Origin of the sequence: Paucibacter soli, from assembly GCF_037482845.1 — a bacterium.
GTDB classification, from domain to species: Bacteria; Pseudomonadota; Gammaproteobacteria; order Burkholderiales; family Burkholderiaceae_C; genus Paucibacter_B; species Paucibacter_B soli.
The window spans coordinates 301,763-324,294 of the sequence record NZ_JBBHJW010000002.1; the positions used below are offsets into that span (position 1 = coordinate 301,763).

At 66.5% G+C, this 22,532-nt stretch carries 21 protein-coding genes; 16 read left to right on the forward strand and 5 right to left on the reverse strand.

Annotated features, from left to right (window positions below; all coding sequences use genetic code 11):
- Positions 1 to 20 precede the first annotated feature (20 nt).
- Positions 21 to 233, forward strand: coding sequence for a hypothetical protein (locus WG898_RS06075; protein ID WP_339601869.1), 213 nt, complete (start codon positions 21 to 23; stop codon positions 231 to 233).
- A 19-nt stretch (positions 234 to 252) separates the two neighbouring features.
- Here the strand turns inward: WG898_RS06075 and WG898_RS06080 are convergent, their stop codons facing one another.
- Positions 253 to 2,067 (reverse strand): aminopeptidase P family protein, encoded by a 1,815-nt coding sequence (locus tag WG898_RS06080; protein WP_339601870.1) that lies wholly within the window; start codon positions 2,065 to 2,067, stop codon positions 253 to 255.
- A 1,492-nt stretch (positions 2,068 to 3,559) separates the two neighbouring features.
- On the opposite strand from WG898_RS06080, the gene WG898_RS06085 reads away from it, so the two are divergent.
- The 3 genes from WG898_RS06085 to WG898_RS06095 all read left to right on the forward strand — a co-directional run bounded on the left by WG898_RS06085 (position 3,560) and on the right by WG898_RS06095 (position 6,906).
- On the forward strand, positions 3,560 to 4,231 hold the full coding sequence (locus WG898_RS06085) for a substrate-binding periplasmic protein (protein ID WP_339601871.1): 672 nt from the start codon (positions 3,560 to 3,562) through the stop codon (positions 4,229 to 4,231).
- A 67-nt stretch (positions 4,232 to 4,298) separates the two neighbouring features.
- Positions 4,299 to 5,822: a methyl-accepting chemotaxis protein gene (locus WG898_RS06090; protein ID WP_339601872.1), complete on the forward strand. Its 1,524-nt coding sequence runs from the start codon at positions 4,299 to 4,301 to the stop codon at positions 5,820 to 5,822.
- Positions 5,823 to 5,967: 145 nt separating this feature from the next.
- Positions 5,968 to 6,906: a phosphate/phosphite/phosphonate ABC transporter substrate-binding protein gene (locus tag WG898_RS06095; RefSeq protein ID WP_339601873.1), complete on the forward strand. Its 939-nt coding sequence runs from the start codon at positions 5,968 to 5,970 to the stop codon at positions 6,904 to 6,906.
- A gap of 122 nt (positions 6,907 to 7,028) precedes the next feature.
- Here WG898_RS06095 and WG898_RS06100 read toward each other — a convergent pair whose 3' ends face one another.
- Complete coding sequence (locus WG898_RS06100; protein ID WP_339602246.1) at positions 7,029 to 7,292, reverse strand: DMT family transporter; 264 nt, start codon at positions 7,290 to 7,292, stop codon at positions 7,029 to 7,031.
- Here WG898_RS06100 and WG898_RS06105 point away from each other — a divergent pair.
- Positions 7,213 to 7,401, forward strand: a complete 189-nt coding sequence (locus WG898_RS06105; protein WP_339602264.1) for a hypothetical protein — start codon at positions 7,213 to 7,215, stop codon at positions 7,399 to 7,401. The genes WG898_RS06100 and WG898_RS06105 overlap by 80 nt on opposite strands.
- A gap of 167 nt (positions 7,402 to 7,568) precedes the next feature.
- Here the strand turns inward: WG898_RS06105 and kynA are convergent, their stop codons facing one another.
- The 3 genes from kynA to kynB are packed head-to-tail and all read right to left on the reverse strand — an operon-like array spanning position 7,569 to position 10,370.
- Positions 7,569 to 8,420 carry a tryptophan 2,3-dioxygenase gene (gene kynA, locus WG898_RS06110; RefSeq protein ID WP_339601874.1) on the reverse strand — a complete coding sequence of 284 codons (852 nt, stop codon included), beginning with the start codon at positions 8,418 to 8,420 and terminating at the stop codon, positions 7,569 to 7,571.
- A complete protein-coding gene (gene kynU / locus WG898_RS06115) occupies positions 8,417 to 9,724 on the reverse strand; it encodes a kynureninase (RefSeq protein ID WP_339601875.1) in 1,308 nt (435 codons plus the stop codon). The genes kynA and kynU overlap by 4 nt, the downstream gene beginning before the upstream one ends.
- Positions 9,725 to 9,737: 13 nt before the next feature.
- A complete protein-coding gene (gene kynB, locus WG898_RS06120) occupies positions 9,738 to 10,370 on the reverse strand; it encodes an arylformamidase (RefSeq protein ID WP_339601876.1) in 633 nt (210 codons plus the stop codon).
- A 215-nt stretch (positions 10,371 to 10,585) separates the two neighbouring features.
- Here kynB and WG898_RS06125 point away from each other — a divergent pair, with 215 nt between their 5' ends.
- Genes WG898_RS06125 through WG898_RS06175 form a run of 11 tightly spaced genes read left to right on the forward strand, consistent with a single transcriptional unit; the run spans position 10,586 to position 22,526 of the window.
- Positions 10,586 to 12,910, forward strand: coding sequence for a bifunctional salicylyl-CoA 5-hydroxylase/oxidoreductase (locus WG898_RS06125; RefSeq protein WP_339601877.1), 2,325 nt, complete (start codon positions 10,586 to 10,588; stop codon positions 12,908 to 12,910).
- Positions 12,907 to 13,683 carry an SDR family NAD(P)-dependent oxidoreductase gene (locus tag WG898_RS06130; protein WP_339601878.1) on the forward strand — a complete coding sequence of 259 codons (777 nt, stop codon included), beginning with the start codon at positions 12,907 to 12,909 and terminating at the stop codon, positions 13,681 to 13,683. The genes WG898_RS06125 and WG898_RS06130 overlap by 4 nt, the downstream gene beginning before the upstream one ends.
- The gene (locus tag WG898_RS06135) at positions 13,680 to 14,234 is read left to right on the forward strand and encodes a MarR family winged helix-turn-helix transcriptional regulator (protein WP_444718911.1); all 555 of its coding nucleotides are present in this window, start codon (positions 13,680 to 13,682) and stop codon (positions 14,232 to 14,234) included. Before WG898_RS06130 ends, WG898_RS06135 begins: the two co-directional genes overlap by 4 nt.
- Entirely contained in the window at positions 14,231 to 15,082 is an 852-nt protein-coding gene (locus tag WG898_RS06140) for an enoyl-CoA hydratase family protein (protein ID WP_339601879.1), read from the forward strand. Before WG898_RS06135 ends, WG898_RS06140 begins: the two co-directional genes overlap by 4 nt.
- Before the next feature lie 2 nt (positions 15,083 to 15,084).
- The gene (locus tag WG898_RS06145) at positions 15,085 to 16,242 is read left to right on the forward strand and encodes an acyl-CoA dehydrogenase family protein (RefSeq protein ID WP_444718912.1); all 1,158 of its coding nucleotides are present in this window, start codon (positions 15,085 to 15,087) and stop codon (positions 16,240 to 16,242) included.
- Positions 16,243 to 16,250: 8 nt separating this feature from the next.
- Complete coding sequence (locus tag WG898_RS06150) at positions 16,251 to 17,948, forward strand: AMP-binding protein (RefSeq protein ID WP_339601880.1); 1,698 nt, start codon at positions 16,251 to 16,253, stop codon at positions 17,946 to 17,948.
- A gap of 20 nt (positions 17,949 to 17,968) precedes the next feature.
- A complete protein-coding gene (locus tag WG898_RS06155; RefSeq protein ID WP_444718913.1) occupies positions 17,969 to 19,153 on the forward strand; it encodes an ABC transporter substrate-binding protein in 1,185 nt (394 codons plus the stop codon).
- Between the two features lie 19 nt (positions 19,154 to 19,172).
- Positions 19,173 to 20,093, forward strand: a complete 921-nt coding sequence (locus tag WG898_RS06160) for a branched-chain amino acid ABC transporter permease (RefSeq protein ID WP_339601881.1) — start codon at positions 19,173 to 19,175, stop codon at positions 20,091 to 20,093.
- Positions 20,094 to 20,096: 3 nt separating this feature from the next.
- Positions 20,097 to 21,071 carry a branched-chain amino acid ABC transporter permease gene (locus tag WG898_RS06165; RefSeq protein ID WP_339601882.1) on the forward strand — a complete coding sequence of 325 codons (975 nt, stop codon included), beginning with the start codon at positions 20,097 to 20,099 and terminating at the stop codon, positions 21,069 to 21,071.
- On the forward strand, positions 21,064 to 21,819 hold the full coding sequence (locus WG898_RS06170; RefSeq protein WP_339601883.1) for an ABC transporter ATP-binding protein: 756 nt from the start codon (positions 21,064 to 21,066) through the stop codon (positions 21,817 to 21,819). The genes WG898_RS06165 and WG898_RS06170 overlap by 8 nt, the downstream gene beginning before the upstream one ends.
- A complete protein-coding gene (locus WG898_RS06175; protein WP_444718914.1) occupies positions 21,816 to 22,526 on the forward strand; it encodes an ABC transporter ATP-binding protein in 711 nt (236 codons plus the stop codon). The genes WG898_RS06170 and WG898_RS06175 overlap by 4 nt, the downstream gene beginning before the upstream one ends.
- Positions 22,527 to 22,532: the final 6 nt, after the last annotated feature.

Here is a 22,532-nt window from a genome sequence, read left to right on the forward strand (position 1 = left end):
AAACCATCGGAGCTATCCCTATGCGCGCCGCCCTCAGCATCCTCGGCCTCGTGATCGCCTTTGCCGTCGTCATGTTCGTGATGAAGAAGCAGGTGCAGCAGCTCAACAAGCCCGCGCCATCCGCCGTGGCCGCCAGCGCGCCTGGCGGCCTGCCGGCGCCGCAAGCGGTGGGTCAACAAGTGCAAGGCGCGCTGGAGCTGGGGGCTCAGCGCGCTTCGGATGCCAACCCCTGAGGGGGCTTGGCAGCTTGGCTTAGATCGCTTCGGTGCGCAGCAGCAGCCAGTCCAGCGCCGCGCCGGCGACCAGCGGCTGCAGGCGCCGGCGCACCTCGGCGTGGTACTGGTTCAACCAGGCGATGTCCTCGGCGCCCAGCAGCTCGCGCGCGATGCAGCGCGTGTCGATCGGGCACAGGGTCAGGGTTTCGAAGGCCAGCATCTCGCCAAAGGCGCCGCGTTCGGGCGTGTCCAGCGCCACGTTCAGCACCAGGTTCTCGATGCGCACGCCCCATTGGCCGCTGCGGTAGAGGCCGGGCTCGATCGAGGTGATCATGCCGGGCTCCATCGCCATATTGGCGTCGGGTACCGCCTTGGAGATGCTTTGCGGGCCCTCATGCACATTCATGAAGTAACCCACGCCATGGCCGGTGCCATGGCCGTAGTCCAGGCCATGGGCCCACATCGGCGCGCGCGCGATCGCGTCCAGCATGGGGCTCAGCGTGCCGCGCGGGAAGCAGGTGCGCGAGAGCGCGATGGTGCCCTTGAGCACCAGGGTGAAGTCGCGCCGCTGCGCCGGCGTGACTTCGCCGATCGGCCAGACGCGTGTGATGTCGGTGGTGCCGCCCAGGTACTGGCCGCCCGAGTCGATCAGCAGCAGGCCGTCGCCCTCGATCACCGCATGTGCTTCCTCGGTGGCGCGGTAGTGAGGCAGGGCGCCGTTGGCATTGAAGCCGGCGATGGTGGAGAAGCTCAGGCCCTTGAAGCCCGGGCGTTTCGCGCGCGCGGCGCTGAGCTGCTCGTCGATGGTGAGCTCGGTGATGCCTTGTTCCTTGTTGGCCAGCGCGGCCTCGAACCAGGCGTAGAACTCGCACATGGCCGCGCCGTCCTGCTCCATGGCCTCGCGCACGAAGCGGGCCTCGGCCTCGGACTTGCGGCTCTTGGCCAGGGTGCTGGGGTTGATGGCCTCGATCACGCGCGCGCCGGCCGCAACCGCCTCGCGCAGGCCCAGGGTGACGCGGCGCGGGTCCATCAGCACCGTGGCGCCGACCGGCAGGGCGGCCAGGGCGGCGGGCGCCTTGTCATAGTCGGCCAGGCTCACGCCGTCCTTGGCCAGTTGTGCCTGCAGGGCGGCGTCGACCTTGCCGGGGGCGATGAACAGGGTCAGGGTGCTGGCATCCAGCAGCGCATGGGCGATGAACACCGGGTTGTAGGAGACATCGGCGCCGCGCAGGTTCAAGAGCCAGGCCACGTCGTCGACGCTGGAGATGAAATGATGGCTGGCGCCATGGCGGGCCATGGCGGCGCGTAGCTGGGCCAGCTTGTCGGCGCGCGTGACGCTGGCTTGCGGCGGCAGGTGCTCGTACACCGGCGCGCCGGGCAGGCCGGGCCGGCCTGGCCAGATGCGCTCGATCAGGTCGAGATCGGTGCGCAGCGTGATGCCGGCCTTGAGCATGGCGGCGCGCAGCTGCTGCGCCAGGCCCAGGCCCAGCACCTGGCCGTCCACCGCCAGGGTTTCACCGCGCTTGAGCTGCTCGGCGATCCATTCGATATGGTTGGCGGCGGCGGCGCTGTTGACCTTGAAGAGCTCAATGCCGGTGCCGTCCAGCTCGGCCTCGGCCTGGGTCCAGTAGCGGCTGTCGGCAAACAGCAAGGCGCGGTCCAGCGTCACCACCAGGGTGGCCACCGAGCCGGTGAAGCCCGACAGCCATTGCCGCGCCTGCCAGCGCTCGGGCAGGTATTCGGAGAGATGCGGGTCGGCGCTGGGCACCAGGCAGGCATGCACGCCGGCGGCGCTCATGGCATCGCGCAGGGCGGCGATGCGCAGGGTGATGGTGTGGGTGCGGGTGTCCATGGCGTTTGTCTGCTCCGTCGTCAGGCCGTAACGCCCACCTCTTGGGCATGCGCCGGCCTTGATATATCAAGGTGGCGCATTGTAGGGGGCGGGAGGGTGGGCCTGCTGTACCAGGGGTCATGGGGAGGGTGATGGCGCAAAGCCCGCTGCTTGCTGCCGGCTGCCCAGGTGTATTGGGGAGGTAAGCCAGGAATTTCGCCAGGCGCCTGGCAAGCCATCCGGAAAGGGCTGCGAACTGTGGCGGGATTTCCGCGTTGATTCGCGAGGCCCAATGATGTGCGTCGGCCCGTGGCACTCCGCAGTAGGAAGGCGTGCCGCCCGCGCTGCTGGAGGCTTGCGGCTATGGATTCGTCACGGCCCCGTACACGGTCTGCGTTCAGGCGCAGATGGCAGGTTGAGGGTTTTCTGTCTTGCGCCTGCCGGTCGGCTGGCAACGCAAGAGGGTATCTGACCCTCAGGTTCCTATGTGCCGCCACCCATCGAAGTGCGGCTCGCCTCGACTCATCGTCCGCCGCGGCCTCAATTCGGCGGCGATGGCCGCGAGGCCTAGACACATCAGTATCCAATTGGAGGGCTCTGGCACCGCCGTAGCAACAAAGGTTCCCTGGCTAGCCGGCAGGATCGGAGACGCAAAGGAAAGATTTCCAAGTGTGGTGTGGAGAAGGCCCGGATCGTAAAGCAAGCCCCCGGAGCCGGCAATTGGCCCGATGGGAGATCGAAGGTCATAACCAAGCAGGTTATTGGTTCCAATGATGCCGATGTCATTGTTTGTGGCGGTTGACGGCGGATGGTCCAAGACCGCTATGGATATATAGGGCAGATTCGGAAATCCCGGACTGCCAGGATCGAAGGGTGTGACCGTCGCGAAGACCGCGGTTGCGTCTGTCACTGTGCCGGTGCCAATGCCTGCGACGTTTACCGTTGTAGTTCCCAAATTGGCGACGCAAGTCGGACATATTGGCGAGGCAGCAACGCTGGACGTGTCGGCCGTCAGACTCAGTGTGACAAGCGAGTTGGAAAATGGGGAGCCGCCAAGAGTGCCGGACGCAACTGCGCTCACCTGGTAAACGATTGAAACCGCTGACGCTGGACTTCCGGAGCCAAGCATCACGCTTGCTGCAGCGACTGCAATCAGTCTATTTCTTGAATACTTCATCGGGTAACTCCTCAAGAGTGCAAAGCGACGAGGACCGACCAAATCAAAGCGCATTACCCGGGGTCTTCTAGCACCGCTGGGTGTTCATGGCACCCCCCGAAACGCGGGGGGTGTTTCGGTGTGCTCCCCACGTCGGTTCGTGGGGTTTCAAGGTTGAAGTGCGAGACCGCCCGGGGCGCGGAGCTTGAGCTCCGTAAGTGCTTTAGCTGGGGTTCGATACCCAGGAATCTTGCATCGGCTGTTATTCAGTGATGACTCGATGGCTTTGTGAGCTTGAAGTCTTCTGGTGGATACGTCGCACAATTGGCGAAGCAATGTACTCAGTGGTGGTGACGGATGATGAACCGCAGGGTTCTGATACTGGCTGCAATCGGACTGCCTCATGTGGCGTTGGCCCGGTACGCCGTCCTGCATATTTCAACCCTTGCAGATCCGGAACCAGCCTCCTTGGCATCCGAGCAATTGCTGCGGGACGCCTACCGGCAACTCGGCATCGAGATCCGGATCGAACGCATGCCCGGCGCGCGTTCGCTGCTGAGCGCCAACTCCGGAGCGACCGATGGCGAACTGCACCGCAAGGCCGGCTTGGAGCATGACTACCCCAACCTGATCCGGGTGCCGGTCGCCTTGCAGCAGTATGAGCTGGTCGCCTTTGCCCGCGACCCAGATCTCGACGTGAGCGACTGGCATCGCCTGAGACTGCTTAGGGTGGCGTATGTGCGCGGCATGCGCATCGTGGAAGAACATCTTGCCGACATGCAGCCAATGCCGGTCGCGTCGCTGACGCAGGCTTTCCAAATGCTTCGAAGGGGGCGTGTCGACCTGGTGCTTGCCAATCGCGTCAGTGGCATGACCATCGCGCACAGCCTGGGGGCGGATCGCGTGGTGGCGCTTGAACCACCACTGGCGGCTTTCCCGGTCTTTCACTACCTGAACAAGCGCCACGCCGAGTTGGCGGATCCGCTTGCGGCAGCCCTTCGACGGGTCTTGAAGCAGCACCCTCCATGACAAGCTTTCAGCCCCGCTGCGCCGGACCAGCGCGGGTCACCTGACAACCAAGCTTATGGAGGCGTCGATGAACTATTCCCGCCAATTGACTCTGTCGCTTCTCATTCCCGCCCTGGTCGTGCTGGCTGCGGGGCTGTTCGTTGCCGCTGGCACGTTCTGGGGGGCCGGCTATGTCGGCCGCTATTTTGCGCAGACCGACGCTTTCGCTGAAAGCACGGCCGAGTTGTATGCGCAGGGCCTGCAAATGGGCCAGGCGCTACGAAACGTGGTTCTTGAGCCGTCCAATGCCAAGGCCTTTGACAACCTTCGTGCGGCGGCGAAGGCCTGGGACGAGGCGGCACGAATGGCCAGGCAAGCCGCGCCCAGCGGGGCAGAACTTGCGCAGCTCGAGCAGATTGCGGCCTTGCGGCGCGAACAAGCGGATCTGCAATACAGGGTGATGAGTCTCGCAGGCTCGGAGCCGGACACCGTCAAGGATCTGGTGGTGAAGAAGGAAACGCCGGTGTGGCGAAAGATGCGCGAGATCCTCATGGATCTCAAGAAGTCCGCGGGTCATGAGAAGGACGAGGTGCAGCGCCTAAGCCAGGCCCGGCTGCGGCAGGCGGGGATCTTCGTGCTGTCGCTGGCGCTTGCATGCAGCTTGCTCTGCTTTGCGTTCCTGGTGTGGATGAGGCGAAGTTCGGCGCGCGAGCTGGGCGGCGAACCGGCGCAAGCACGCCTGGCTTTGCAGCGCATCTCTGGCGGCGACCTGCAGTCGGTCCTGTCGCTTGCGTCAGGGGCCGAGGAAAGTCTGATGGCCACCATCGAACAGACGCGTCAGGCGCTGCGCGACATCGTTCATTCCGTGCGCCAGTGCGCCGACCAGATCGAGCAGGCCAGCGCGGAGGTTGCCCAGGGCAACCACGATTTGTCATCGCGAACCGAAAGCGCGGCCAGCAGTCTGCAGCAGACGGCGGCATCGATGGAGAGTCTGACCTCGGCAGTTCGGGACAACGCCAATGGCGCGGCCGAAGCGGCAAGGCGGGTTCAGGACGCCGCCGACCTGGCCCAGCGCGGCCGGGCCGCGGTGAGCAATGTGGTGGCCACCATGGATGCCATTGATCAGAGCTCGCGCCAGATCGCCGACATCATCGCGACGATCGATGGCATTGCATTTCAGACCAACATCCTGGCTCTGAACGCTGCGGTGGAGGCGGCTCGTGCGGGCGAACAGGGGCGCGGATTCGCGGTGGTGGCGAGCGAAGTGCGCACCCTCGCGCAGCGCAGTGCGGCGGCGGCCAAGGAAATCCGCAGCCTGATTGGCGGTAGCGTGGAGCGGGTGGCAGCGGGTACACAGCTCGTGCGTTCGACCGGGGCGACGATAGGCGAGCTCGAGTCCAGCGTAATCGAGGTTCGCGATGTGATCGAGCTCATCAGCCGAGGAGCGTCCGAGCAAAGCCGCGGCATCAGCGAAGTCGGCTCCGCCGTGGCGCATCTTGACACCATGACGCAGCAGAACGCCGCACTGGTCGAAGAGTCTGCTGCAGCGGCCGAGAGTTTGAAGAGCCAGGCGGACCAACTCGTCGCCGTGGTGGGCCGGTTCCGCGTCTGAGCGGGACCGGACGGGTCAGCAGGAGCTCGCCGTGACCGTGCCTGGGGGCCACATGAAATGTGCGAAGCGCGGCGCCAACTGCCCAGCGAGCAGCCGCCTTGCCTGGCAGTCTTGGTGCGGCGCCGGCCGAGGGGCAATCCGGGCCATGCTCAGGGCCTTGTTGGGCCTGCTCCTGCTGTGGCCGGTGCTCGGACATTGCGACTATGCCTTCGCGGTCAATGCGCCAAGGCTCGGCAACAAGGGCGCTCAATGGGAGGAGCTGGCCAATCACTTTGCGGCATGGCTGGGTCAGCCGGTCAAGGTCGTCGGCCAGCCGCCCAATCGCATTGGGCGTGAACTCGCGACGGGCCATCTGGACTTTGCCCTGGTCAATCCGGTGACGGCGGTGGAACTGATTCAGGGCGGCACGGCGGTGCCGATCGCGTCCTTGAAGCTCAACGGCTCAACACAATTCGCCGGGGCCATCATCGTGCATCGCGACAGCCCCATCCAAAGCGTCCATGACCTTCGCGGCAGGCAGGTACTGGCGTATCAGGAGCGCTCGGCAGGCGCTTACCTTTTTCAGATGTACCACCTGATCCAGAGTGGCTACGACCCGCGTGTCTTTCTGGGGCGGGTTCGGCAAGGCATCAATCAGGACATCATTCCCATCTTGGTTGCCGAGCAACGCGTGGACGTGGGCTTTGTACGCAGTGGCATCCTGGAGGCGTTGCAGCGCGAAGGTCGCCTCGACACAAGCCGGATCCGCGTGTTGGACGAAAGGCGGGATCTCCTGGCGGAGCGCCACAGCACCGACCTGTATCCCGAATGGATTCTTGTGAGCGCTTCGCACGCATCGCAGGCCGTGCTGGAAAAGCTTCGACGTGCCGCGCTGTCCGTCACGCCCGAGATGAGTGCCGCGCGCGCGGCGGGCATCGACGGCTTCGTGCCTCCGCTCAAGCTGGATGGCGTTGAACGCGCCATGCGCGCCCTGGGCCTACTTCTGCCTCGGGCCAAGTGTTCGACCGAATCCGCCGGCGGCTGCCCGCGCGGGGTGGCCAGGCAGATGGGCGCGGGGCAGCTTGAATTGCCCAGGGGGCGGTAGGCTGCTGCCGGGGGTGCGCCTTCCTCATCTCATGCTTGCCTGTTGCAGGTTGGCAGGCGAGGAGGAACGCATTTGTCTTGGGAAGAAATGCAAGGCGCGAGACCTGCCCCTCGGGCGACCCTCTAGGCCGGAGTCTGAAGCTGCAAACCGACAATGCCCGCGACGACCATTCCAATGCAGGCAATGCGAGCGAGATTGGCTGGCTCTTGGAAGAAGAGCATGCCGACGACTGCTGTACCAGCCGCGCCAATGCCAGCCCAGACGGCATAGCCGGTGCCCACCGGAAGGATCCTGAGCGTGAGGCTCATGAGCCAGACGCTGAGGATGGCAGCCACGACCGAGATGACCGAAGGAAGCGGCCGTGTAAAGCTGTCTGAGAGCTTCATGCTGACGGAGAAGGCGATCTCCAGTAGGCCAGAAGCCAGGATGACCAACCAGGCTGAGTTTGTGTTCGTGATGGCGAGCATAGGCAGGGTGGTGGAGCGCAAAACATGAGACTCTGTCAGCTCGTGCTCAGTGCGTCCAGTGGGCGCCGTGCTCAGAGCGCTCTGGGGGTCAGATCTCCCAGCTTGCATTTCCCGCCGGTAAGCAAACGCAAGACCGCGCCCGACTGGCGTTACCGAAGTAACGACTGCGGGATCCCTGATCCGCGCGCGCCCTGCTCACAGCTCCGTCCTCACCGCCCACAGCTCCGGAAACAGCACCACGTCCAGCATCTTGCGCAGATAGCCCACGCCCGAGGTGCCGCCGGTGCCGCGCTTGAAGCCGATCACGCGTTCCACCGTGGTGACATGGCGGAAGCGCCAGAGGCGGAAGGCGTCTTCCAGGTCCACCAGCTCTTCGGCCATCTGGTAGAGATCCCAATGCGCCTGGGGGTCGCGGTAGACCTGCAGCCAGGCCTGCTTGACGCCCTCGCTGGCGGCGTAGGGCTCGGTCCAGTCGCGCTGCAGGTGGCTCTGCGGCACGGCGATGCCGCGCTTGGCCAACAGCTGCAGCACCACGTCGTAGAGCGAGGGGGCTTGGTAGGCGGCCTGTACCTGGTTCAGCAGGTCGGGGCGGTGCGCATGCGGCTTGAGCATGGCGGCATTCTTGTTGCCGAGCATGAACTCGATCTCGCGGTACTGCCAGCTCTGGAAGCCGCTGCTGTTGGAGAGGTAGGGACGGATCGCGGTGTACTCGGGGGGCGTCATGGTGGCCAGCACATCCCAGGCATGCACCAGCTGCTCCATGATGCGCGAGACGCGCGCCAGCATCTTGAATGCCTCGGGCAGGCGCGCCTCGGCCACGCAGGCCACGGCGGCGTGCAGCTCGTGCAGCATCAGCTTCATCCACAGCTCCGAGGTCTGGTGCTGCACGATGAAGAGCATCTCGTTGTGCTCGGGCGAGAGCGGGTGCTGGGCGGAGAGCACCTGGTCGAGCTTGAGGTAGTCGCCGTAGCTCATGTCCTTGGAGAAGTCGAGCTGCGCGCCCTCTTGTTGGACGATGGTCTCGGTCAGGTGATGTGGGCAAGTCATGTCACTGCAGCCTTCTGGTTGAATTGCTCCTGCTTCCACTCCTGGGTAGCAAGCACTTGCACGAGGTGCTCCACCGCGTCATAGACCTCGGTGTAGCCGATGTAGAGCGGGGTGAAGCCAAAGCGCAGGATGTGCGGCATGGCCGCCAGGTCGGCCGGGTCGCCGGCGCGGAAGTCGCCGATCACGCCGCGCGCGATCAGGGCCTGCACCACCGCATAGCTGGCATGTTCCAGCGGGGGCGCAAGGCTCAGGCAGACCTGGCTGCCGCGTTGCGCGGCCTGGCGCGGCGAGGCCACGCGCACGCCCAGCTTGGCGCAGCGCTCGTCCACCAGCTCGATGAAGAGCTCGGTCAATGCCACAGACTTCTGGCGCAGCGCCTGCATGCCGCCCATGGGCTCGGCCGCAAGCAGGGTGTCGACGCCGCATTCCAGCGCCGCCATCGAGAGCAGGGCCGGCGTGCCGCAGAGATAGCGCTGGATGCCGGGCGCGGGCCGGTAGTCGGGCGTGAACTGGAAGGGCGCAGCATGGCCCATCCAGCCCGAGAGTGGCTGCCAGAATCGGTCCGCATGACGCGGATGCGCCCACACAAAGGCGGGAGCGCCGGGGCCGCCGTTGAGGTATTTGTAGCCGCAGCCGATGGCGAAATCGGCGTCCGCGCCCTTCAGATCCACCGGCACCGCGCCGGCCGAATGGGCCAGGTCCCAGATCACCAGCGCACCGGCGGCATGGGCCGCGGCGGTGATGGCCTGCATATCGTGCTGGTAACCGGTGCGATAGTTCACGCCGGTGAGCATCAGCACCGCGAGTTCGCCATTGAGCATGGCGGGGATCTCGTCCACGCTGTCCACCAGCTTCAGCGTCAGGCCATGCTGCTGGGCCAGGCTCTCGGCGATGTAGAGATCGGTGGGGAAGTTGCTGCGCTCGGAGACGATCAGCTTGCGCGCGGGCGCGTCGCCTTGATTGGCCATGCTGATGCGCAGCGCGGCCGAGAGCACCTTGTAGAGGTTCAGCGAGGTGGAATCGGCCACCACCAGCTCGCCGGCATCGGCGCCCACCAGGCGCGCGATCTTGTCGCCGATGCGAGCCGGCAGGTCTATCCAGCCGGCGCTGTTCCAGCTCTTGATCAGGTCCTGACCCCATTCCTTGGTGATGACTTGCTGCACCCGGCCCAGGGTGGCGCGGGGCAGCACGCCGAGCGAATTGCCGTCCAGATAGATCACGCCGGGCGGCAGATCGAACTGGTGGCGCAGCTCGCGCAAGGGGTCTTCGGCGTCGCGGACGTCGCAGTCTTGTCTCGTGGTCACTTCTGGGTCTCCTTCAGAGTTCGCGCAGCACGGCGCGCACGGGTGATGCACAGGCCCCGGCCAGCTTGAGCGGCAGGGCGATGAGTTCGTAGTCGCCTTCGGGCACCTCGTCGAGCACCAGGTTCTCCAGCACGCGCAGCTTCAGGCGCAGCAGCTGCTGGTGGCTGTCAAGGCTCTTGCTGCTGGCCGGGTCCACCGAGGGCGTGTCCAGGCCGATCAGCCTGACGCCCTGCGCGGCCAGCCAGGCCACGGTCTCGGGCGCATAGGCGGTGAAGTCGGGGTTCCACACCGTATCGGCGCGCTCGCAGCAGCGCACCAGCACGCGCTCGGGCAGGGGCGCGGCGGCTAGCGCATGCTGCAGGTGCTCGATGCGGATCAGCGGCCCGCAGCCGATCGCGTGGATGACGCGGCAGGGGCCCAGATAGGGATGCAGGTCCAGCTCGGCGACCGCGGCCTCGCCCTCGGCATAGTGCAGCGGCGCATCGGCATGCGCGCCCACATGCGGAGACATGGTGACGGCGCTCAGGTTCACCGGGCAGCCGGGCGAGAGGCGTGCGGTCCAGCGCAGCGCATAGGGCTCGTCACCGGGGAAGATGGGCGCCTCGGGGCTGACCAGCGGGGAGATGTCCCAGAGTCGTTTATTCATCGGGATTCCTTCGATCGGCGCGCACCTTATCAAGGCTTGCGGCGGCGTGGTGTCGGTTAATTCCAACAGGAAACGCGGTGGCTGGAAAGCCCCGCTCGCCGCGCGCTGCGACTGCGGGAATGTCCCTAGTCTGGCATGTTTTCAAGTTAATTGACACCTAAACGATCTAGGCCTAAAGTTAACCGCAAGCTCAGCAAAAAGCAAGGTTGTGGATCATGCGTATCACCTGCATTGGCGGAGGGCCCGCTGGCCTGTATTTCGGCTTGCTGATGAAGAAGCTCAACCCGGCGCACGAGATCACCGTGGTCGAGCGCAACAAGCCCTATGACACCTTTGGCTGGGGCGTGGTGTTCTCCGATGCCACCATGGACAATATGCGCGAGTGGGACGCCGAGACCGCCGCAGAGATCCAGGAGGCCTTCAACCACTGGGACGATATCGAGCTGCACTTCAAGGGCCGTGCGATCCGCTCGGGCGGCCATGGCTTCGTGGGCATAGGCCGCAAGAAGCTGCTCAACATCCTGCAGGCGCGCTGCGAGGCGCTGGGCGTGAAGCTGGTGTTCGAGTGCGACGCGCAGTCCGACGAGGACTACGCCGACTCCGACCTCATCATCGCCAGCGACGGCATCAACTCGCGCATCCGCGGCCGCTACGAGCAAGTCTTCAAGCCCGACATCGTGACGCGCCCGAACCGCTATATCTGGCTGGGCACGCACAAGAACTACGACGCCTTCAACTTCCTGTTCGAGAAGACCGAGCATGGCTGGTTCCAGGCCCATGTCTACAAATTCGACGAGCAGACCACCACCTTCATCGTCGAATGCCCCGAGCATGTCTGGCTGGCCCATGGCCTGGACCGTGCCGACCAGGAGCAGTCGATCGCGTTTTGCGAGCAGCTTTTCGCCAAGAACCTGCAGGGCGCCAGGCTGATGACGAATGCGCGCCATCTGCGCGGCTCGGCCTGGCTGAACTTCCAGCGCGTGGTGTGCGAGCAATGGTCGCTGCAGAACAAGCATGGCAGCCATGTGGTGCTGATGGGGGATGCGGTGCACACGGCGCATTTCGCCATCGGCTCGGGCACCAAGCTGGCGATCGAGGATGCAATCGAGCTGACGCGGCTGTTCAAGCAGCAGGGCGACGACGCGGCACACATCCCGCAGGTGCTGGCCGACTACCAGGCGGCGCGCCGCATCGAGACCCTGCGCCTGCAGAACGCGGCCTGGAACGCGATGGAGTGGTTCGAGGTCTGCGGCCTGCGCTACTGCGACCAGCTGGAACCCGAGCAATTCATGTACTCGATGCTGACGCGCAGCCAGCGCATCAGCCACGAGAACCTGCGCCTGCGCGACAAGGCCTGGCTGGAGGGCTACGAGCGCTGGTTTGCCGCGCGCGCCGGCCTGGAGCGCGACCCGGCCCAGCCGGCCATCCCGCCCATGTTCACGCCCTACACGCTGCGCTCGGTGACGCTGAAGAATCGCGTCGTGGTCTCGCCGATGGCGCAGTACTCGGCGGTGGACGGCATCGCCGGCGACTACCACCTGGTGCACCTGGGCGCGCGCGCCATGGGCGGCGCCGGCCTGGTGTTTGCCGAGATGACCTGCGTCAGCCCCGATGCGCGCATCACCCCCGGCTGCCCGGGCCTGTGGAACGACCAGCAGGGCCAGGCCTGGCAGCGCATCGTGGCCTGGGTCCATGCCAACAGCGATGCCAGGATGGCGGTGCAGCTGGGCCATGCCGGCGCCAAGGGCTCGACCCGCCTGGCCTGGGAGGGCATAGACCGGCCGCTGCCAGATGCCGAGGCAAACTGGCCGCTGATCAGCGCCTCGCCGCAGCAATACCTGGAGGGCGTGAGCCAGACCTCGCGGGCCATGACGCGCGCCGATATGGACCGTGTAAAGGCCGATTTCGTGGCCGCCACGCAGCGCGCCGCCGCGGCCGGCTTCGACTGGCTGGAGCTGCATTGCGCGCACGGCTACCTGCTCTCGTCCTTCATCTCGCCGCTCACCAACCAGCGCGCGGACGAGTACGGCGGCAGCCTGGAAAACCGCCTGAGCTATCCGCTGGAGGTGTTTGCCGCGGTGCGCGCCGCCTGGCCGGAGAAGCTGCCGATGTCGGTGCGCATCTCGGCGCATGACTGGGTGGAGGGTGGCATCACCCCGGCCGACGCGGTGCAGATTGCCAAGGCCTTCAAGGCGGCGGGCGCCGACCTGATCGACTGCTCATCGGGCCAGGTCAGCAAGCAGGAAAAAGTCAGCTTCGGTCGCATGTTCCAGACCCCGTTTGCCGACCGCGTGCGCCAGGAGGCCGGCATCCCCACCATCGCGGTGGGCGCGATCAGCGAGGCCGACCATGTGAACTCCATCATCGCCGCCGGCCGCGCCGACCTCTGCGCCGTGGCCCGCCCGCACCTGGCCAACCCGGCCTGGACGCTCACCGAGGCGGCCAAGATCGGCTTCACCGAGCTCGCCTGGCCCAAGCAGTACCGCTCGGCCAAGCCGCAGATGGAGAGCCTGTTCGCGCGTGCGAAGGCCCAGTCATGAACAGCGAGCTGCAAGGCCTGCATGCGGTGGTGACGGGTGGCGGCTCGGGCATAGGTGCGGCGGTGGCGCGCGAGCTCGCGCAGCGCGGTGCCCGCGTCACGCTGATGGGGCGGGATCTCGCCAGGCTGGAGGCGCAGCGAGAACGGCTGGCGGCACTTGGCGAGCTTGCCGTCGAGCGCTGTGACGTCGCCGACGAGGCCTCCGTCAAGACGGCTTTCGAGAGCGCGCAATCGGAACTGGGGCCGCTGGACATCCTGGTCAACAACGCCGGCCAGGCGCAGACCGCGCCCTTTGTGAAGACCTCGCTGGCACAGTGGCAGCAGATGCTGCAGGTCAACCTCACCGGCACCTTTTTGTGCACCCAGCAGGTGGTGGCGGGCATGGCCGAGCGCGGCTTTGGCCGCATCATCAATGTGGCCAGCACCGCCTCACTGAAGGGTTATGCCTATGTATCGGCCTATTGCGCCGCCAAGCATGGGGTGCTGGGCCTGACGCGCGCGCTGGCGCTGGAAATGGCCAAGCAGGGCGTGACCGTGAATGCGGTCTGCCCCGGCTATACCGAGACCGAGATCGTCGAGCAGGCGGTGGCCAACATCGTCGCCAAGACCGGCCGCACGGCCGAGGCCGCGCGCCAGCAGCTCGCCGCGGGCAATCCGCAGGGCCGCCTGGTGCAGCCCGAGGAAGTGGCGCACACGGTGGCCTGGTTATCCTCGCGCGGCGCCAGCGCGATCACGGGCCAGGCGATTGCGGTGTGCGGAGGCGAATGGTCATGATGATGAATGCGCTCGACGCCATCGAAGGCCTGGGTCCCGACCTGGAGTCGCGCGTGGTGGCCGACGATCACCAGGCGCTCAAGCTCTGGCTGCGCCTGCTGGCCTGCACCACCCGCATCGAGGGCCAGATCCGCAAGCGCCTGAGCCAGGATTTCGCCACCACGCTGCCGCGCTTCGACCTGCTGGCCCAGCTGGAGCGCCACCCCGATGGCCTGGCGATGCGCGAGCTTTCGCAGCGCCTGATGGTCACCGGCGGCAATATCACCGGCATCACCGACCAGCTGGAGGCCGAAGGCCTGGTGCTGCGCGTGCCGCACCCGAGCGACCGGCGCTCCTTCAGCGTCAGGCTCACGCCCGCCGGGCGGCGCCAGTTCAAGAAGATGGCGGCCACCCACGAGGGCTGGATCGTCGAGCTGTTGGGCGGCTGGGCGCCCGAGCAGAAGGCCCAGGTCTATGCCCTGCTGGCCGACCTCAAGCAACACCTGGGCACGCTGGAGACCGCTCCGGCCATCGCCCCCAAGCAAGCCAGAAAAAGGAAGACCGCAGCATGAGCCGACCCATAGACGCCCATCTGGCCGGCGGCAACCGCCGCAGCCTGGCCGGCTACCAGCCCGCGCATTTCCTCTGGCGCCAGGAGGGCGGCGTGGGCGTGATCACGCTGAACCGCCCGGAGCGCAAGAATCCCCTGACCTTCGACTCCTACGCCGAGCTGCGCGATCTGTTCCGTGCGCTCTGCTATGCGGACGAGGTCAAGACCCTGGTGGTGCAGGGCGCCGGCGGCAACTTCTGCTCGGGTGGCGATGTCCACGAGATCATCGGCCCGCTGACCCAGATGACGATGCCGGACCTCTTGGCCTTTACCCGCATGACCGGCGATCTGGTCAAGGCCATGCGCGCCTGCCCGCAGCCCATCGTGGCGGCGATCGACGGCGTGTGTGCCGGCGCCGGCGCCATCATGGCGATGGCCGCCGACCTGCGCGTCGGCACCGCGCGCTCCAAGCTGGCCTTCTTGTTCACCCGCGTGGGCCTGGCCGGCTGCGATATGGGCGCCTGCGCCATCCTGCCGCGCATCGTCGGCCAGGGCCGTGCCTCGGACCTGCTGTACTCGGGCCGTTCGCTGGGCGGCGAGGAGGCCTTGCAATGGGGCTTTCACAACCGCCTGGCCGAGCCCGATGCCTTGGAAGCCACGGCCCTGCAATGGGCGCAGGAAATTGCTGCTGGCCCCACGTTCGGCCACGCCATGACCAAGAAGATGCTGCACCAGGAATGGTCCATGAGCGTGGACGAGGCGATCGAGTCCGAGGCCCAGGCCCAGGCGATCTGCATGATGACGCAGGATTTCCATCGCGCGTATCACGCGTTCGTAGCGAAGCAAAAGCCCGTCTTCGAAGGAGACTGATCGTGCATCTCACGCATCTCGAATGGCCGTTCTTCGACGACAAGCATCGCCGGCTCGCCGATGAGTTGGACGCCTGGTGCGCGCAATATCTGCACGCCGGCCATGGCACCGATGTGGATGCCGAATGCCGCAGCCTGGTCAAGGCGCTGGGCCAGGCGGGCTGGCTCAAGCATGCGATTGCCGGCGTGCAACTCGGCGGCGCGGCCGACAGCATAGACACCCGCGCCATCTGCCTGCTGCGCGAGACCCTGGCGCGTTACAACGGCCTGGCCGATTTCGCCTTTGCGATGCAGGGCCTGGGCTCGGGCGCGATCTCGCTGGCCGGCACCCCGGCACAGCGCGAACGCTATCTGCCGCGCGTGGCGCGCGGCGAGGCCCTGGCGGCCTTTGCCTTGTCCGAGCCCGAGGCCGGCTCCGACGTGGCGGCGATGCAGTGCAGCGCGGTGGAGGACGGTGACGCCTATGTGCTGAATGGCGAGAAGACCTGGATCTCCAACGGCGGCATCGCGGATTTTTATGTGCTGTTTGCCCGCACGGGCGAGGCTGCGGGTTCGCGCGGCATTAGCGCCTTCATCGTGGATGCCGGGCTGCCGGGTTTCGAGATCGCCGAACGCATTGAGGTGATCGCGCCGCATCCGCTGGCGCGCCTGAAGTTCACGAATTGCCGCGTGGCCAAGAGCCAGATGATTGGCGCGCCGGGCGAGGGCTTCAAGCTGGCGATGCGCACCCTGGATGTGTTCCGCACCTCGGTGGCCGCGGCCTCGCTGGGCTTTGCGCGGCGTGCGCTGCAGGAAGGCCTGCAGCAGGCCAGGGAAAGAAGGATGTTCGGCGCCACCCTGGCCGACCTGCCGCTCACCCAGGCCAAGCTGGCCGATATGGCCTGCACGGTGGACAGCTCGGCACTCCTGGTCTACCGCGCCGCCTGGCAGCGCGACCAGGGCCAGAACGTCACGCGCGAGGCCGCCATGGCCAAGCTGATGGCCACCGAGGGCGCACAGCGCGTCATCGACGCCGCGGTGCAGCTGTTCGGCGGCCGTGGCGTGAAGAGCGGCGAGATGGTCGAGTCGCTCTACCGCGAGATCCGCGCGCTGCGCATCTACGAGGGCGCCAGCGAGGTACAGCAGCTGATCATCGGTCGAGACCTGTTGAAGAACGGCTAGAAACAATCATGAGCACCACCGCACATGTCGATACCTTTGCGCGCGACAACCTGCCGCCACGCGAGCAATGGCCCGAGCTGGTCTTCGAGTTGCCCGAGCTGCAATTCCCCGCGCGCCTGAACTGTGCCAGCGAACTGCTGGACCGCTGGGTGGCCGAGGGGCAGGGCGATCGCCTGTGCATGCAGGGCCCGGGCCTGCGCTGGAGCTATGCCGATCTGCAGGCCCAGGCCAACCGCATCGCCCATGTGCTGGTCGATGAGCTGGGCGTGCAGCCCGGCAACCGCGTGCTCCTGCGCGGCGCCAACACGCCGATGATGGCGGCCTGCTGGTTCGCCATCATGAAGGTGGGCGCGATCGCGGTGGCCACCATGCCGCTGCTGCGCGCCAAGGAACTCGCCCAGGTGATAGACAAGGCGCAGGTCAGCCATGCGCTGTGCGATGCGCGTCTGGCCGAAGAGCTCAGCCTGGCGCAGGCGCAATGCCCGGTGCTCAAGACCGTGGGGCATTACATGAGCGAGGCCGCGGGCGGCATCGAGGCGCGCGCCGCCGCCAAACCTTCGGACTTCCGCAACGTCGACACCGCGGCGGACGACTGCTGCATCATCGCCTTCACCTCGGGCACCACCGGCCAGCCCAAAGGCACCATGCACTTCCATCGCGATGTGATGGCTATCTGTGCCTGCTGGCCGCCGCATGTGTTGAAGCCGGTGGCCGACGACATCTTCATTGGCAGCCCGCCGCTTGCCTTCACGTTCGGGCTTGGCGGCCTGCTGCTGTTCCCGATGAGCGTGGGCGCCTCCACCGTGCTGCTGGAAAAGGCCGGGCCCGATGCGCTGCTGGCCGCCATCGCGCAGTACCGCGCGACGGTCTGCTTCACCGCGCCGACGGCCTACCGAGCCATGGCGGGGATGTTGGGCCCCTCGCCTGCGGGTACGCAGGCGGCCCCCCGAGGGGGCCAAGTCGTTCTTGGGAGCGGCCCGGCGAACGACTTGCAGGTTCCCCAGCATGATCTCTCCAGCCTGCGCAAATGCGTCAGCGCCGGCGAGGCCCTGCCGGCCGCCACGCGCAAGCTCTGGAAGGAAAGCACCGGCATCGAGATGATCGACGGCATCGGCGCCACCGAGATGCTGCACATCTTCATCTCGCACACCGAAGACGAGGCCCGCCCGGGCGCCACCGGCAAGCCTGTGCCGGGCTACCAGGCCTGCGTGATGAGCGACGAGGGTCAGGTCTTGCCGGCCGGCCAGGTGGGCAAGCTGGCAGTCAAGGGACCGACCGGTTGCCGCTACCTGGCCGACGAGCGCCAGCGCGGCTATGTGATGAAGGGCTGGAACCTCACCGGCGACGCCTATCTGATCGACGCCGACGGCTATTTCGTCTACCAGGCGCGCACCGACGACATGATCATCTCCGGCGGCTACAACATCGCCGGCCCCGAGGTGGAGGCGGCGCTGCTGGCGCACCCGGCGGTGGCCGAATGCGGCGTGATTGGCGTGGCCGACGAGGAGCGCGGCCAGATCGTCAAGGCCTTCGTGGTGCTGCGCCCCGGCCATGCGGAGGACGCGGCCATGGTCAAGACCCTGCAGGACTTCGTCAAGGCGACGGTGGCGCCCTACAAATACCCCCGTGCGATAGAGTTCCGCGCCAGCCTGCCGCGCACCGAGACGGGCAAGCTGCAACGTTTCAAGTTGAAGCAATCCATCTGACCCTTCAGGAGACCAAGACGATGACCAAGACGAGGACGATGCTTTGCGCCGCCGTGGCGCTGCTGGCGGCTCAACAAGCGGCTCATGCCGCCGACAAGGTCAAGGTGGGCATGCTCAGCACGCTCTCGGGTCCCGGCGCCGGCCTGGGCGTGGACATACGCGACGGTTTCAACCTGGCGCTGAAGGCCCAGGGCGGCAAGCTCGGCGGCCTGCCCGCCGAGGTGATCACGGCCGACGACCAGCAGAACCCCGATGTGGCCAAGCAGACCACCGACCGTCTGCTCAAGCGCGACAAGGTCGATTTCATGACCGGCATCGTGTTCTCCAACATCATGCTGGCGGTGGGCCAGGGCGTGTTTGACAGCAAGACGCCCTATATCAGCGCCAATGCCGGCCCCTCGCAATACGCGGGCGAGCAGTGCAACCCCTTCTTCTTCAACGTCGCCTGGCAGAACGACAACCTGCACGAGGCGGTGGGCAAGACGGTGCTGGACAAGGGCTTCAAGAAGGTGGTGGTGCTGGCGCCCAACTACCCCGCCGGCAAGGACGCCATCAGCGGCTTCAAGCGCTTCTACAAGGGGCCGAATGCGGTGGTGGCGGAGGAGATCTACACCAAGCTCGGCCAGCTGGACTATGCCGCCGAGCTGGCCCAGGCGCGCGCCGCCAAGCCCGACGCGATGTACATCTTCCTGCCCGGCGGCATGGGCATCAACTTCATCAAGCAGTTCGTCGGCGCCGGCCTGTCCAAGGACATCACCCTGTTCGGCCCCGGCTTCTCTGCCGATGAGGATGTCATCAAGGCGGTGGGCGAGCCCATGCTGGGCATGTTCAACAGCTCGCATTGGGCGCACGACATGGACAACGCCGCCAACAAGAAGTTCGTGGCGGACTTCCAGGCCGAGTACAAGCGCCTGCCCTCGCTCTATGCCAGCCAGGGCTATGACGCGGCGCAGCTGATCAGCGCCGCGGTGCGCGACGTGAAGGGCAAGATCGAGGACAAGGACGCGCTGCTGAAGGCGCTCAAGGCGGCCAGGTTCGAATCGGTGCGCGGCCCCTTCAAGTTCAACAACAACCAGTACCCGATCCAGGACTACTACCTGCGCGTGATCGGCAAGGACGCGCAGGGCCGCGTCACCAACAAGACCCTGGGCAAGATTTTCACCAGCCATGCGGATGCCTACGCCGCTTCCTGCAAGATGAAGTGAGCGGAAGAAGAAGCGCGCCATGGACTGGATCCTCGTTGCCGAGCAGGCCTTGAACGGCCTGCAGTTCGGGCTGATGCTGTTCCTCTTGGCGGCCGGGCTCACGCTCGTGTTCGGCATCATGGACATGATCAACCTGGCCCATGGCTCGCTCTACATGGTGGGGGCCTATCTGGCCGCCGCCACGGCGCTGGCGACGGGGTCTTTTGTGCTGGCCGTGGCGGCCGCGGTGCTGGGCACCGCGCTGCTGGGCATGCTGCTGGAGCTGGCGCTGTTGCGCCGCCTCTACCAGCGCGACCACCTCAGCCAGGTGCTGGCCACCTTTGCACTGATCCTGATCAGCAACGAGGGCGTGCGCATGATCTGGGGCGAGCAGCCGCTGATGCTCAACACGCCGGCCGCGCTCTCGGGCCCGGTGGAGCTGTTGCCGGGGCTGATGTACCCGGCCTACCGCCTGCTCATCATTGGCGTGGGCCTGGCCGTGGCCATGCTGCTGTTCCTGCTGGTGACGCGCACCCGCATCGGCATGTGGGTGCGCGCCGGCGCCTCGAACCGCGCCATGGCCACCGCCATGGGCGTCGATATCAAGCGCCTCTTCACCCTGGTGTTCGGCTTCGGTGCGGCGCTGTGTGCGCTGGCCGGTGCGCTGCTGGGGCCCTTGCTGGCGGTGCAGGTGGGCATGGGTGAGAGCATCCTGATTCTGGCCTTTGTGGTGATCGTGATCGGTGGCATCGGCTCGATCCGCGGCGCCCTGGTGGGCGCCCTGCTGGTGGGCCTGGTGGACACGCTCAGCCGCACCCTGCTGCCCGCCGTGATGCGCCAGCTGGCCACGCCCGAGGTGGCCTCCAACCTGGGCCCGGCGCTGGCCTCCATCCTGATCTATGTGCTGATGGCGGCCGTCCTCTTTTGGAAACCGCAAGGCCTGTTCCCGGCCAGGGGTTGATGCATGAGTCATAGCAGTTCGTCTTCAGCATCCTTGCACCACGCCGGCCTTGGCCCCTGGGGCGCGCCGGCCCTGCTGCTGGCGCTGGCCGCCTTGCCCTTTGCGCTCGGGGCGCTGGGCTGGGAGTTCTACACCGGCGTGGCCACGCGCGTGCTGATCTTCGCGATGGCCGCCACCAGCCTGAATCTGATCCTGGGCTTTGGCGGCATGGTGAGCTTTGGCCATGCGGCCTTTGTGGGCCTGGGCGCCTACACCGTGGGCATCCTGATGGACGCGGGCGTGACGAGCGCCTGGATCGCCTGGCCGGCCGCGATGGCGGTGAGCGCCATCGCAGCGGCGCTGATCGGTGCGGTGAGCCTGCGCACGCGCGGCGTCTACTTCATCATGATCACGCTGGCCTTTGCCCAGATGTTCTATTACCTGATGGTCTCGCTGAAGGCCTATGGCGGCGACGACGGCCTGCCGCTGCCGCAGCGTTCGGCCCTGCTTGGCCTGGACCTGAAGAACGACCAGAGCTTTTACTTCACCGTGCTGCTGCTGGCCGCCCTGGTGATGGCGGGCGTGCAGCGCCTCCTGAACTCGCCCTTTGGCTGGCTGCTGCAGGGCGTCAAGGAAAACGAGACCCGCATGGCGGCGGTGGGCACGCGCGTGTTTGCGCTGCAATGGCAGGCCTTCGTGCTGGCAGGCGCGATCGCCGGCCTGGCCGGCGCGCTGCTGGTGAATCTGAACGGGCTGGTGACGCCGCACCTGATGCATTGGTCGCAATCCGGTCAGCTGATGATCATGGTCATCATCGGCGGCGCCGGTGCGCTGTGGGGTGGCGCCTTGGGCGCGGTGGTGCTGCTGTTGCTGGAGGAACTGCTCTCGGGCTATACCCTGCATTGGCAGATGGCGCTGGGCCTGCTCTTGCTGGCGGTGGTGCTGTTTGCGCCGCAGGGGCTCACTGGCCTTATCCACAGAAGGGTGCGCCATGGCTGAGTTGCTGGAAGTGCAGGGCCTGGTGAAGCGCTTTGGCGCGCTGGCCGCCACCGACCATGCCAGCTTCGAGGTGCGCCGCGGCGAGGTGCATGCGCTGATCGGCCCCAACGGCGCCGGCAAGACCACGCTGATCCACCAGATCTCGGGCGCGCTCAGGCCCGACGCCGGCCGGGTGCTGTTCGCCGGGCAAGACCTGACCCTGGCGAGCGTCGACAGCCATGTGCGCGCCGGCCTGGTGCGCTCCTACCAGATCACCAGCATCTTCAAGCGCTATAGCGTGCTGGACAACCTGCTGCTGGCGGTGCTGGCGCGCCAGGGCGGCCAGCGCAGCGCCTGGCGCGTGGCTTGCCGCGACCATGTGGCGCATGCGCGCGCCGAGGCCCTGGCCCAGCGCGTGGGCCTGACCGCCCAGCTGGACCGCGCCGCCGGCAGCCTGGGTCATGGCGAGCAGCGCCAGCTGGAGCTGGGCCTGGCGCTGGCGGCCGAGCCGCGCCTGCTGCTGCTGGACGAGCCCATGGCCGGCATGGGGCCGGACGAATCCGAGCGCATGGTGGAGCTGCTGCAGCTGCTGCGCGAGAAGCACACGCTGCTGCTGGTGGAGCACGATATGGCCGCGGTGTTCAAGCTCGCCGATCGCATCTCCACCCTGGTGTTCGGCCGCATCATCGCCACCGGCAGCCCGGACGAGATCCGCGAGCATCCCGAGGTCAGACGCGCCTACCTCGGTGACGAGTTGGAGAATCTATGAGCGCCGTGCTTGAGATCGATGGCCTGGAGGCCGCCTATGGCAGCAGCCAGGTGCTGTTCGGCATTGATTTGCGCATCCGCCAGGGCGAGGTGGTGACGCTCTTGGGCCGCAATGGCATGGGCAAGAGCAGCCTCTTGAAATGCCTGACCGGCTGGCTCGCGCCCAGGGGCGGGCGCATCCGCTTTGCCGGCGCGGACGTCACCGGTTGGAGTGCCGACCGCATCGCGCGCCTGGGGCTGGCCATCGTGCCCGAGGGCCGGCAGATTTTTCCGAACCTGAGCGTGCGCGAGAACCTCGAGGCCTTTGCCGGCAACCGCTGCGCGGCCCGCGAGCCCTGGGATCTGGAGCGCGTCTATGCGCTGTTCCCGCGCCTCAAGGAGCGCAGCGCCAATATGGGCAACCAGCTCTCCGGCGGCGAGCAGCAGATGCTCGCGATCGGCCGCGCCCTCGTCACCAACCCGCACCTGCTGGTGCTGGACGAGGCCACCGAAGGCCTGGCGCCGCTGATACGCGAGGAGATCTGGCGCTGCCTGCGCACCCTGCGCGAGGCCGGGCAGACCATTCTGGTGGTGGACAAATATGTGAAGCGCCTGATCGCGCTGGCCGACCAGCACCATATCGTCGAACGCGGCCGGGTGGTGTGGAGCGGCGACTCCACGGCGCTGGATGCCGATCACACGCTCTGGCAGCGTTATCTCGGAGTCTGAACAAGC